The sequence below is a fragment of the Chryseobacterium sp. ISL-6 genome (assembly GCF_018613715.1).
In the GTDB taxonomy this organism is placed as follows: Bacteria; Bacteroidota; Bacteroidia; order Flavobacteriales; family Weeksellaceae; genus Chryseobacterium; species Chryseobacterium paludis.
Window position 1 is genome coordinate 614,667 of record NZ_JAGGPT010000005.1, and the last position, 13,066, is coordinate 627,732.

Annotated in this window: 13 protein-coding genes; 8 read left to right on the top strand and 5 right to left on the bottom strand. The window is 36.2% G+C overall.

What is annotated here, in order from left to right:
- Position 1: 1 nt before the first annotated feature.
- From J7E44_RS10570 to polA, 5 genes are all read left to right on the top strand, one after another.
- On the top strand, positions 2-1,600 hold the full coding sequence (locus J7E44_RS10570) for a hypothetical protein (RefSeq protein ID WP_214829128.1): 1,599 nt from the start codon (positions 2-4) through the stop codon (positions 1,598-1,600).
- A 6-nt stretch (positions 1,601-1,606) separates the two neighbouring features.
- On the top strand, positions 1,607-2,002 hold the full coding sequence (locus J7E44_RS10575) for a hypothetical protein (protein ID WP_214829130.1): 396 nt from the start codon (positions 1,607-1,609) through the stop codon (positions 2,000-2,002).
- 111 nt (positions 2,003-2,113) lie between these two features.
- Entirely contained in the window at positions 2,114-3,772 is a 1,659-nt protein-coding gene (locus J7E44_RS10580; protein ID WP_214829132.1) for an ICP22 family protein, read from the top strand.
- 7 nt (positions 3,773-3,779) lie between these two features.
- Positions 3,780-4,280 carry a hypothetical protein gene (locus J7E44_RS10585; RefSeq protein WP_214829134.1) on the top strand — a complete coding sequence of 167 codons (501 nt, stop codon included), beginning with the start codon at positions 3,780-3,782 and terminating at the stop codon, positions 4,278-4,280.
- 113 nt (positions 4,281-4,393) lie between these two features.
- On the top strand, positions 4,394-7,219 hold the full coding sequence (polA, locus tag J7E44_RS10590; protein WP_214829136.1) for a DNA polymerase I: 2,826 nt from the start codon (positions 4,394-4,396) through the stop codon (positions 7,217-7,219).
- A gap of 88 nt (positions 7,220-7,307) precedes the next feature.
- On the opposite strand, the gene J7E44_RS10595 is transcribed toward polA, so the two are convergent.
- The 4 genes from J7E44_RS10595 to J7E44_RS10610 form a co-directional block, all read right to left on the bottom strand.
- Entirely contained in the window at positions 7,308-7,721 is a 414-nt protein-coding gene (locus J7E44_RS10595; RefSeq protein WP_214829138.1) for a hypothetical protein, read from the bottom strand.
- Between the two features lie 93 nt (positions 7,722-7,814).
- Positions 7,815-8,450, bottom strand: a complete 636-nt coding sequence (locus tag J7E44_RS10600; RefSeq protein WP_214829140.1) for a LysE family translocator — start codon at positions 8,448-8,450, stop codon at positions 7,815-7,817.
- Positions 8,451-8,486: 36 nt separating this feature from the next.
- Positions 8,487-8,783 (bottom strand): hypothetical protein, encoded by a 297-nt coding sequence (locus J7E44_RS10605; RefSeq protein WP_214829142.1) that lies wholly within the window; start codon positions 8,781-8,783, stop codon positions 8,487-8,489.
- 9 nt (positions 8,784-8,792) lie between these two features.
- A complete protein-coding gene (locus J7E44_RS10610) occupies positions 8,793-9,377 on the bottom strand; it encodes a suppressor of fused domain protein (protein WP_214829144.1) in 585 nt (194 codons plus the stop codon).
- A 220-nt stretch (positions 9,378-9,597) separates the two neighbouring features.
- On the opposite strand from J7E44_RS10610, the gene J7E44_RS10615 reads away from it, so the two are divergent.
- From J7E44_RS10615 to J7E44_RS10625, 3 genes are all read left to right on the top strand, one after another.
- The gene (locus tag J7E44_RS10615; protein ID WP_214829146.1) at positions 9,598-10,212 is read left to right on the top strand and encodes a TetR/AcrR family transcriptional regulator; all 615 of its coding nucleotides are present in this window, start codon (positions 9,598-9,600) and stop codon (positions 10,210-10,212) included.
- An 86-nt stretch (positions 10,213-10,298) separates the two neighbouring features.
- A complete protein-coding gene (locus tag J7E44_RS10620; protein WP_214829148.1) occupies positions 10,299-11,564 on the top strand; it encodes an MFS transporter in 1,266 nt (421 codons plus the stop codon).
- A gap of 11 nt (positions 11,565-11,575) precedes the next feature.
- On the top strand, positions 11,576-12,136 hold the full coding sequence (locus J7E44_RS10625) for a cysteine hydrolase family protein (protein ID WP_214829150.1): 561 nt from the start codon (positions 11,576-11,578) through the stop codon (positions 12,134-12,136).
- Positions 12,137-12,217: 81 nt separating this feature from the next.
- Here J7E44_RS10625 and J7E44_RS10630 read toward each other — a convergent pair whose 3' ends face one another.
- Positions 12,218-13,027: a TraB/GumN family protein gene (locus J7E44_RS10630; protein ID WP_214829152.1), complete on the bottom strand. Its 810-nt coding sequence runs from the start codon at positions 13,025-13,027 to the stop codon at positions 12,218-12,220.
- Positions 13,028-13,066 lie beyond the last annotated feature (39 nt).

The window sequence follows — 13,066 nt, forward strand, 5'->3', positions numbered from 1 at the left end:
TATGGGACATAAAATTATTACAGAAAAAGATTTTTGGATGTGCTCAAGTGGAGCCATGCCTGCTCAATTACAAGGAACCAGGAAAAGTAATAAAAAGAGCTCAGGTGAAGTCTACATTACCGTGGCAGATACCGCTACAAGCAGCTGGATAGATTTCGGATGTACAAAGAATATGCTTTGGGCAGCTCTTTTAACGGCTGTTGCCGTTGTGGTTGTTGTTGCATTAATCGTAGGTACAGGTGGAGTTGCTGCCATTGGTCTTATCGGAATGATGGCTATTGGTGCCGCAGCAGGAGTTGCCGGAGGTGTTATTGCCGCAGTTGATGGTGCATTGAAATGTGGACAAAAAAATGCTACTGCCAGAACCTGGGATGCAAGTAAAGATAACCTTCTTCTTACAGGCACTCCAGGTATTACCGGCGATAGAACAATGACCTGTTCTATTGGAGGGGTTGTAAAATTTGCTCCGGAGATAAAAAGCTGGGGTCATGCTTTGGCTTTAGGAGGTTTTAACTATGTTACTCAATTAGCAGGCTGTGCACTGGGTGGCGCTGCAGTCGGTGCCGGAGGTTTTCTGGTATCAGGTTTGGCTGGAGGGTCATTAGCAATAGCAGCACCAACGTTCTCAAGTGTTTTATCGAATGTTGCCGGAAGTTTCACCGGGATCTGGGGTGGAAGCAGAGCTCTTTTTGGACTTAATTCTTTAGCCAATGAACACGCATATGGAAATGTACAGGATGCCGGAGATGCTGGAGCCGCTTTAGTTAACGGAGGCGTGCCGGAAATAGGTATGGGTCAGCGTATATTTTCAGGACAGGCGCATCCTTCAGATTATCTTCTTTTCTTATATTTGTTAAACATACGGACAAAAGGACCTACTCCTATAAAAGAATCCAATGCAGGAGGTGATAAGGATGGAAATACACCTTCTGATAAAGATGGAAATACCAATAAAGAAGAAGGACAATCAAAAGAAGAAAATAAAAAAACGCCCGAAGATGAAGGGGTTACAGCAAATAAAAATGAGAATGAACCGGCTCAGCCTAAGAAAGATGGTAAAGGAGATGCTTTTGCTGAATCTGATGGAAAAAGTATTCCACCTAAAAAACCAAAACCTTCAAAACCAGAACCGGGTTCACCAGAACATAAAGCAGCAAGATGGGAAGCTTATCAAAATAATCCTAAGGTTAAAAATAAAAAATCTTATGAAGAATGGAGCAACCGTTATGAGGCAAATATGAAGAATGCAAAAAAAGGGAACAAATCTGCAGATGAATATCAAAAAGAAATAGGATGGGGAGAAAGAGAGGTTCCAATGAAGATCGATGAAAATGGAAATCCGGTTCAGGTGAAAAAAGGACAGGAAACCCGAAATTTAGATATTGGAGATGCCGCAAACAAAAAGGCTGTTGAAGTAAAAGATTACTCCAGTAAAAAAGTTCCTTACGATAAAGATATTAAAGCAGAAGTGGACTTTGATAAAAAACTTGCAGAGAATGGATGGGATGTCGAATGGGTATTTAAAGATAAAGGGCCATCAAAAGCTCTGGAAGAAGCGCTAAAGAGCCCACCACCTATTAAAATAAAAATCATAAAATAAAGGCACATGGAATTCGAAGATTTAGAACAAGAGTTACAGTCTGAAGTGGAAAAAGCAGAAGAAGTAGCCATTGAAAATATTCAAAATGGTATTAATTTCTCCCCGTTTATTTACTTTGGTGAAAAAAGTATCAAAAAAATGGTAGCTGATTCTTTGGATGAAGCTATAGAAATGGCAGAAGAAGAAATAGAGGACATCGGTGAAGAAACAGTCGTTTTGATCTATAAAAATAATATTAAACTTAATGATGGCAGTTTCGATGCCATCGTTTCTCAAGTATATAATGTAGATGAAGATTCCGGATATTCTTTTGGACTCGTTTATAAGATAGAAGACAGTAAAATAAAATTTCTTAATAAAAGAGTATTCTTGGGGAACGTAAGGAATTGTCTGATCTTCTAATAACACAGCAAATTTGGAAGAATTGAATATAAAATTTATCTGCATTCAGATAAGTGATAGGATAAAATTGTATATAATTTAGACAACATTAATTGGGGAAGGTGATCAGAAATGGGAAACAAAATTATCACAGAAAAAGATTTCTGGATGTGTTCCAGTGGAGCAATGCCCGCTCAATTACAAGGAACCAGAAAAAGTAATAAAAAAAGTTCAGGCGAAGTCTACATTACTGTAGCAGATACTGCTACAAGCAGCTGGATAGATTTCGGATGTACAAAGAATATGCTTTGGGCAGCTCTTTTAACGGCTGTTGCCGTTGTGGTTGTTGTAGCATTAATTGTAGGTACAGGCGGAGTTGCTGCCATTGGTCTTATCGGAATGATGGCTATTGGTGCCGCAGCAGGAGTCGCTGGAGGTGTTATTGCCGCAGTTGATGGTGCATTGAAATGTGGACAAAAAAATGCTACTGCCAGGACCTGGGATGGAAGTAAAGATAACCTTCTTCTTACAGGTACTCCGGGTATTACAGGAAACAGAACAATGACCTGTTCTATTGGAGGGGTTGTAAAATTTGCTCCGGAGATAAAAAGCTGGGGTCATGCTTTGGCTTTAGGAGGTTTTAACTATGTTACTCAATTAGCAGGCTGTGCACTGGGTGGCGCTGCAGTCGGTGCCGGAGGTTTTCTGGTATCAGGTCTGGCTGGAGGATCATTAGCAATAGCAGCACCAACGTTTTCAAGTGTTTTATCGAATGTTGCCGGAAGTTTCACCGGGATCTGGGGTGGAAGCAGAGCTCTTTTTGGACTTAATTCTTTAGCCAATGAACACGCATATGGAAATGTACAGGATGCCGGAGATGCCGGAGCCGCTTTAGTTAACGGAGGCGTACCGGAAATAGGTATGGGAAAGCGTATATTTTCAGGACAGGCACATCCATCAGATTATCTTCTTTTCTTATATTTGCTTAATATACGGGCAAAAGGGCCTGCTCCCATTGAAGAGCCTAATACAGGGGGTGATAAAGATGGAAATACACCTTCTGATAAAGATGGTAACAATACCAATAAAGATGAAGGCCAACCAAAAGATGAAGATGGAAATCAAAGCCCTGAAGAGGAAGGACAGCCAAAAGAAGAAGGAAATAAGACTCCAGAAGATGAGGGTGCAAATGGAAATAAGGGTCAAGGAGATGAAGGACATAATAATTCTGGAGAAAACAAAAAAGGAGATGCTTATGAAAGCACCCCTCAAAAACCAAGTGACAAATTAATAGCAGATACTGAAGCTAAGGCTAAAGAAATTGTAGAAACTCAAAGTGCGAAAGAAAGGGGGCCTTGTTTATCCGGAGTATATGATCCGGTGACTGGAAAAACTTTTTATGGACAAAACTTTAAAAATAATGTTACAGGTAAAGCTGCCTATGAAAAATGGCTAAGTGATCCTCCAGAATTAGGAGGTGCTGATCCACTTATTAAACAGAAAGTCGCAGAATATGAGGCTAAAATTAAAAATGGTGAGATAGAACTTCCTGAAACCGCCGACAACAGATTGGCCGCACATTCAGAAATCAGAGCTTATGATCAGGCGTTAAAAGCTAGACGAGAAGCAGGGCTTCCAGTGGATGAAAATTCAATCAGAGAGATGGATCTTCATAATAGAGATTTACAAAATAATGCGATTAAAAATAATGGCGGAACGCCACCGCCTAAAGTAAGATGCCCACATTGTGGATTCTTAACTGATGGAATAAACACCCATGGACATAATTAATAAATTTATGATTAATAATAATGTAGAATTCAGATTTGAAGATATTGATGACCGTTTATACACTAAAAATGATATTAACGGATATGCTATCTATTTTTTAGATGAAGAATTCAAAAAACCTTTTACTGGTGAGATTTATGTGAGATTTAATGATGATATAGAATCTGAGGCTGAATATAAGAATGGCTATAAAAATGGAATTGAACATCTTTATAATTCAAACGGGGATATAGAACAAACCAATGAAAACAGAGGAAACGTGATGTTTGGTATTTCAAAAGAATATGATGAAAATGGGAACATAGCAGTAGTCAGTATAGTTTATAATAATGATTATCTTAAATCGGTAGAAATGAGCAACGGTGCTATTCAGGAAACGAGTTCCTATAATAACAAATTTGGTGAATCTTTGCCTGAGTATATTAAAGGCCTTTTAAAACTTTCCAATGAGGAACTATTTAATTATGAATTTAAAATCAATAATCCATATCTGAATTACAATCCATAAGGAAGAAGAATTAAATAAAAAGATCTCATTTAAGGTCTTTTTTTTATTTTTTAAAACTCAAATTGTAGAACATAAATATTCCTATTTTCTTATATTTGTTCATTATAGAAAATATGGACGCAACTCAAGATAAAAGGTTATTTCTCATCGATGCTTATGCGATGATTTTCAGAGGATATTACGCATTAATTAGAAATCCAAGGCTAACGAGTACGGGAGTAGATACTTCTGCTATTTTTGGTTTTACCAATTCTTTGATCGAATTGATCAGAAGAGAAAAACCATCCCATTTAGCCGTTGTGTTTGATGTTGGAAAAGCAAGTGTAAGAACTGATGATTATGCCGACTATAAAGCCAATCGAAGTGAAACTCCGGAAGCTATTAAAATTGCTGTTCCATATATCCATAAGATTTTAGAAGCGATGCATATTCCTAATTTAGGAGTAGAAGGTTACGAAGCTGATGATGTGATCGGGACTATTGCTTGTAAAGCGGAAAAAGAAGGATATACTACTTTCATGGTAACCCCTGATAAAGACTTTGCCCAACTGGTTACAGATAAAATTAAAATCTATAAACCGGGTTTAAAAGGTGGAGATATTGAAATTTTGGGTGTAGAGGAAGTGAAAGCCAAATATGAAATTGAAGATCCAAAACAAGTCATTGATTTTCTTGCGATGATGGGTGATGCTGTGGATAATATTCCGGGGTTGGAAGGGGTAGGAGAAAAAACAGCTATGAAATTCCTTAAAGAATATGGAAGCATTGAAAACCTTCTGGCTAATACTCATCAGTTAAAAGGAAAATTAAAAGAGAAAATAGAAGCTTCGGCAGAAAGAGGAATTTTATCTAAAAAATTAGCGACCATTATTTGTGATGCTCCAATCGAATTCCATCAGGAACAATACGATCTTGAAACTCCGGATTTTGAAAAAGTAAAACAAGTTTTTGATGAAATAGAATTCAGAAGATTGTATGAAAATCTGTATCGTGCTTTTGCTCCTACAGAAACTGTAGTAGTCGCAGAGGTTGAGGTATCTGAAACATCAAAAGGAACTATTGTTAAAGGTCAGGTTACCCAGCTTGATCTGTTTGCTACTTATGAAGAGCTCGATCAGGCAACTTCTACAAAAGCAACTATAGAACATAATGAGCACTTATATCAATTCGTCGATAATCCAAAAGCTCAAAAAATTCTTGTTAATAATTTATTGAAACAAAGAGTGGTTTGTTTCGATACAGAAACAACTTCTTTAAACGAGTTGGAAGCTGAATTGGTAGGAATGAGTTTCTCCTATAAAAAAGGATTGGCCTATTATATTCCTTTGTCAGAAGATAAAGGTGAGGTGCTACAGACATTGGAGATTTTCAGACCGTTTTTTGAGAAAGAAGATTTACTGAAAGTAGCCCATAATCTGAAATTCGATTATAAAATTTTAAAACAATATGACATCACTGTAAAAGGAGCAATGTTCGATACGATGATTGCCCATTATCTTCTGAGTCCGGATGGGAGACATGGAATGGATTATCTTTCAGAGGTGTACTTAAATTATAAGCCAGTTTCTATTGAAACCATTATCGGAAAGAAAGGGAAAAATCAGGGAACTTTCAGGGATGCCGATTTAAGGACACAAACGGATTATGCTGCAGAAGATGCAGATGTTACTTTCCAGTTGTATGAACTTTTTGCTCCCCAATTGAAGAAAGAGAATCTGGAAGATCTGTTCTTTAAAATAGAAATGCCTTTGATGGAAGTTTTAGCTAAAATGGAACTTGAAGGAATTTCTCTCGATGAAAAGTGGCTGGCTCAGGAAAGTATTGATTTAGAAAATGATCTAAGAGAATTAGAGTCTAAGATTTTTGAATTTTCTGGTGAAGAATTCAATATGAACTCGCCAAAACAATTGGGTGAAATTTTATTTGAAAAAATGCAGCTCGATCCAAAAGCTAAGAAAACTAAAACCGGACAGTATGCAACTTCTGAAGATGTTTTACAAAAATTGTCTTCAAAGCATGAAATTATAAAATATATCCTTGAATACAGAACTTATCAGAAACTGAAATCAACGTATGTAGATGCGTTGCCATCTCAGATTGATAAGGATGAGCGTGTACATACCAACTTCTCTCAGACAACTGCGGCAACAGGTCGTTTGGCAAGTGTGAATCCGAATTTGCAGAATATTCCGATCAGAACCCTGAGAGGACAACAGATTCGTGGAGCATTTGTTTCAGGAGAAGGAAAGAAAATTATCTCTGCCGATTATTCACAGATTGAACTTCGTTTAATCGCTGAAATTTCCGGGGAAGATAATATGATCAAAGCATTCCAGGATGGTGAAGATATTCACGCTTCTACAGCGGCAAAATTGTTTAAAATTCCTTTAGAGGAAGTTTCAAAAACACAAAGAAGTCAGGCTAAAACGGTAAACTTTGGAATCATCTATGGTCAGGGTGCTTTTGCATTGGCTGAACAAACTGGCTTATCAAGATCAGAAGCTAAGCAGATGATCGAGGCCTATTTTGAGACCTATCCAAAGTTGAAAGAATATATGGCCGAGCAGGTGAAAAACGCACGTGAGATAGGTTATGTGGAAACTATTTTAGGCAGAAAACGCCACCTAAAAGATATCAACTCTAACAATTTCGTTGTACGAGGCCACGCAGAAAGAAATGCTGTTAATGCTCCAGTACAAGGAAGTGCAGCTGATGTAGTAAAGATGGCAATGATCAAAATTGATCAGCAACTGGACCAACAAAAACTTAAGACCAGAATGTTACTTCAGGTACATGACGAATTGGTATTTGAATCTCCAATTGACGAGATTGAAGTTGCTTCAAAACTAATCAAAACAGAAATGGAAAGTGCCATTGAAACACAGGTTCCTTTATTGGTTGAAGTTGGAGTAGGGAACAACTGGCTGGAAGCACATTAAAAAAATAAAATTCTTTATAAAGAAAACCTTTCACTTTGATGGAAGGTTTCTTTGTTTTTTCAAAGATGGAAAAATTTAATTAAAAAGATTACCGCCTTCTTGAGGGGCTACTTCTTGTATGTGGCCTAACATATGTTCCATCCTTTCTAGTATATCCCTTTACCTTTACAGACCCTCCCGAGCTTGAGCTACTTGAATTATAGTTGTATGATGAACTTGGTGATGATTTTAAAGGTGTATAATTGGTGTATGATGTATAGATCGGATTGTATGTCCATCCAGAATAATTCCCCCATTTTATTTTCTTATAATTCTTTTTATTTGATTTAGACGATAGATAGACTGGTGTATCTTTGGGAATTATAGTTATTACATTGGTAGAGTCTGATGAATTATAAACCTTTGCATCTTCAGATAGTAAAACAGTATAATAATTTGTTGAACATGATACTGCAATAATGCAGATTATTATAAGGCTAAATACGTTTAAAATGTTTTTCATGGTTACTTTTTATTAAGTATTTCAAATCTAGAGAATATAACCATAAATTAATTACGGTTTCCCGCAGTCATCAAAAAGCTTAAAGTTCTTTTTCTATTTCGCTTTCGAAAGCGCCATTTTCACAGCAAGAAAGGTAAGCACACTCGCCATAAACCATTTTTGCACTTTGATCCAGATAGGATTTTTAGCAAAAAATGAAGCTGCCTTTGCTGCCGTTAAAACAATAATGAAATTGACCGTAAAACTTGTGAAAATCTGTATTAATCCAAGCTCTAAGCTTTGTGTAAAGATAGAACCGTACTGAGGTTTTATAAACTGAGGAAAAAAGGACAGATAGAAAACAGCTACTTTTGGATTAAGAACATTCGTTAAGAAACCGACTGCAAATAATTTTTTAGGTCCATCTGCTGTCATATTTTTATCTACTTCAAAGATATTTTTACCGTTTGGTTTAATAGCCTGGTAAGCGAGATATAAAAGATATATTGTTCCCAGAATTTTTAAAACGATATAAGCATAAGGTACAGCAAACAACACTGCAGTTAGTCCAAAAGAAACCATGACAATGTGAAATAAAAAACCGCAGACAACACCTGCAAGTGAGGTTAATCCCGCTTTTTTTCCTTGTGTAATGGATCTTGAAATCAGATAAATCATATTAGGTCCCGGACTTATGACCAAAATAAACGCGGCTAAGAGAAAGAAGAAAAGATCATGGATAGGAATCATAATTTATTGCAAAGATAAGAAATCATTGAGATCCATTTACTTTGAATTTATAAATTCTTCCAAATCCTTAATCTCTCTGATTACAAGATCTGTATACTCAATATTAAAAAATATAATATCCCTATCATTCGAATCTTTTGCTACTTTGATTGTTATTACATCATGTATTAAAAGTGTAAACCAAAGGTTTTGTTCGCCATCGGTGTAATGGAGTTCATATTTGACCAATTCATTATCGACAGTAAGGGGTAAGTTAATTTTTCTATGAAAAAAGTCAAGAAGATCAAAGAGACCTTCTTTAAAAATCCAAAATCCATAATGATGTATTTTCATACCTACTTTTTATTCACCTTTAATTTTCTTCCTGTCCACTTTATAATTATCAAAATTAGGATGATGCCAGAATTTTTCAAGACCAATATTTTCATAAACTTCGATCTCATCTGAGTACATTGGATAAAGACTTGCGATACTTACCTTATAATCTGCTCCGATGTCGATGTGCAGATAGTCTTCTTTATCAATTGTACTTGGTGCAAAGATAAAAAATGCGTCCATTTCAGAATCGTCACTTATCTTTTCTTCGAAATTGATAAGTTGGCCATAAGAAAAAGGACAGTCTCCACGAAGTTTATTCGCAATATATCCCATAGCTTGCGCCCAATCTAAGCGAGGTGAACTGACAGAAATGCAAAGTTCTGCTCTGCCTACTTTCCAGGCAGGATGCTGAACCAATGACAATCCATAAGTGAAAGCTGTTGTATATCCTTTTTTAGGAATGTCCCGATACACAATAGTAGTGACACCCGGAATACCTTCTATGAGGCTTTTCTCCATATACAATTCAGGTTCTTGCTGAAAAATACGGTCAAGATGATTCAGATATTGTTCTGCCGGCGGAAGTTTTTTTCCTGCCTTCTTTTTCATGAAGTCAAATATTCCCATGGTCTTAGTCTTTTATTTGGATCAGGTTTTAATTCTCAAGACGAATATACTCAATTATATCTTTTTAAGGATAAACGCTTTAAGCCATAAATAAGAATGAGTTCTGAAATTTTAAAAAAATATCAAATAAATTATTTTCGTTTTGACAAAATTTGTAAATTTGTCAAATATTTCAGAAGCAGATTCCAATATATTAAAGTAAATGAGCCAATCCCTTTCCCAGGAAGAACTATTAAAAAGTCAGATTTTGCAGACCGCACAGGAGCTGTATCAACGTCATGGTATTAAGAAAGTGACAATGGATGATGTGGCGAAAGCGGTGGGAAAGACGAGAAGTGCTCTTTATTATTATTTTAAAAATAGGGATGAGCTTTTCGAAGCGGTAATGATTTCCCTTGTGGATGAGGTGAAAAGTGAACTTGAAAAGATTATCTATAAAGAGAAAACATTAGAATCGCGTATTCAGGCATTCTGCTTTGCTAAGGTAAAAGGTTTCAACAAAACGAGGAATTTTATTTCAACTATTGAAGCAAATATGGATAAGGAAGAACGTTCCAAGTATTCAAGTATTATATGGGATATACATCAGAGAATGATGCGTTCTGAAACGGTATTACTGAAAAAAGTAATCAGTGAATCAGTAGAAGCAGGTGATATTACAGAGCCGGATTCGAAAACTATGGATACATTGATATTTGTATTATTAAGCAGTATTCGTGGTATCCGTCGCGAATCGATAAGCGAAAATTATAAAGATCAATGGGAAGAAGGGGCTGAAATGCTAGCCAGAATGATTGTCGAGAAAATTAAAGGATAAATTTTTTTAAATAAAATTTGACGTTTTGATGTTTTTTGTCAAATAGTTAGATTAAAGTATTAAACTTAATTGAATTAAAATGTACCATGAGTATTAGTAGCGTAAGCACATTCAGAGCTTTTAAAAGTGAAAATTTTAAATATTATTTTGCAGGCCGTTCTATATCACAGTTTGGAACATGGATGCAGCGGACGGCAATAGTATGGTTGATCTATTCACTTACCCACTCTTCTTTTATGCTGGGTGTTACGGTGTTTGCCGAACAGTTTCCTTCGTTCCTTTTTTCATTTGCCGGTGGGGTGGCAGCAGACCGTTTCAACCGAAGTACGATCATACGATGGACGCAAATTGCTGCGGTGCTGCAGACTTCATTATTGGCATTTTTATTTCTGACCAATCATATCATTGTTTGGCAAATCCTGGCTTTAAGTGTTGTATTGGGGATTATCAATGCCTTTGATGTTCCGGCAAGACAGACCATGATCAGTCAGGTGGTTAGGGAGGACAGTGATGTTCCAAGTGCACTATCTCTCAGTTCTGCGACAGCAAGCGTAAGTAAAGTATTGGGACCAGCAGTGGCTGGTTTTGTATTGGAACACTGGAATGTTGGTTTCTGTTTTGTGATGAATGCTATAAGTTTTATTGTAGTAATCGTTTGCTTTTCCATGATGAAGCTTCCTGCTTATGAGAAGAAAACAACCAACAAAAAAGTAATGTCAGAATTTAAAGAAGGTATTGTTTACCTTAAAAATGAGTCAAGAATCGGTTTGGTCATCCTTATGCTTTCTTTGATGGGATTATTGGTTTTGCCTTATGATACCTTAATTCCGGAAGTTGCCAAAATAACTTTTCAAGGGAGTGCTTCCACTTTCGGCTATATCTCTGGATTTATAGGATTGGGAGCCGTCTCAGGAACCATATTACTGGCTTCCTTAAAAAGAAATGATAAGCTCCGGTTTTATCTCGTTCTCAGTACTGTTGTGCTAGGACTTGGTCTCATCTTTTTTTCTCAAACTACCGATTTTTACGGGGCGATGTTATTTGTTGTTCTAACAGGATTCGGAAGTGTCATGCAATTGACCAGCTGTAACATTATCGTTCAATCCGAAGCTGCGCCTCATATGAAAGGAAGGGCAATCAGTATTTTACTCACTGCTATTTTTGGAATGCTACCTTTAGGCAGCTTACTTACAGGATATGCATCTGAACATATTGGAAGCAGTAATACGCTATTGATTCAGGGGATTTTGGCTATTCTCATTGCTATATGTTTTTACAGACTATTTGCTGTTCCTAAAAAGGATCAATTATCTTCCTTACAGACGGAAGAATTCACTAATAAAACAATTTAATATTTAAAAAAATGCAAGAATCAAACAAAACAGCTTTATTAGTTATGGATTTACAAAATTCCATTTTACAGAATCTTGAAGACCCTAAGCCATTACTTGATAAGGTTTCAAAAGCAATTTCCCATGCGAGATCAAACGGAATTCCTGTTATTTACGTCGTGGTTTCCTTTCGACCGGGGGCTCCTGAGATCAGTGAGTCTAACAAAGCCTTTTCCAGATTTGGAAAGGATATGTGGACACCGGAGTTTGTGGCTCAATGGCAGGAAATCCATCAGGATGTAAAGCCTGATAATGATGAGGTCATCGTAACAAAACGTCGCTTCAGTGCCTTTACAGGAAGTGATTTGGAGGTCGTATTAAGAGGGCAGGGAATTCAGCATCTTGTGCTTACAGGTATAAGTACTTCAGGAGTGGTTCTTTCTACACTCCGGGAAGCAGCAGATAAAGATTATCAGTTAACGGTAATTGAAGATTGTTGTGAGGATAGGGATCCTGAAATTCATCAGGTATTAACCACCAAAGTTTTTCCGTCCCAAGCAGAGGTTATCAGCCTTGATCGTTGGATCAAATAAAAATAAAAGACCGGATTACTGATAAGCAATCTGGTCTTTTATTTTCTGATTTTATTAAAAAACATCTTTAGCAAGAATCTTTTACAGATCATAAAACTCTTTGATCACATATTTTAGATCGTTTATTTTTTTCAATTGCTTAATAATGTAATAGCGGTGTAAGAAACCAGTTAAAATAACTATTTTTTTTCCTGGATTTTGTGCTGCCACTTTATAAATATTAGCAGCCATCGTTTGATTTCTAAGATCCCAGAATCCGGACATCAATTTAAATCCTTCTCTATAGCTTATTTTTTCTCCATTGGGCTTGGTAACAAATCTTTTAGCAAATTCAGGTCTTTTGTCAGTGATTTTAGTCAATTCATGGTATTGCTCGTTTTGTCTTTTCTCACAAATTTTATCGTTTTCAGCGTTGTTAAAATTCTTAGGAGCTAATTCAGCAACTTTTTTTAATTCTTCAGTTGTGTTAATAAAACTCTCATATATTTTCGTGTCTGCTGCATCCAGACTTTTAGTTTTATATAAACTGTCAATTAATTGTACCGCTAAATTATCTGTAGGAACCATTCCTTTGTCTTTCCTGTATTGATTTCTTCCTTCAAAATCAAATGAAGCCCGCAGTGTTTTAGGATATTTTTTAAAATACTGAGTACTGGCAGTAATTTCGTTTTCTTTAAATTCAGTCGCCTTTTCATACTCCTCCATTCCTTTGCTATCTACTTCATGCAGTATAATATCTGGTTTTATTTTCTCCAGGATTTCTAATAAAATGGGTGGATTATAATTGGGAACGCTCTGATGGATATTTCCGATCACATAGATCTCCGTTTTATCTTGGGAAAAATAAGTGTGGCTAAATATGAAAAGACTAAATGCAATAATATATTTCATAAATTAAGTAAGAGTTAATAAACTGGTTAATAGATTTTA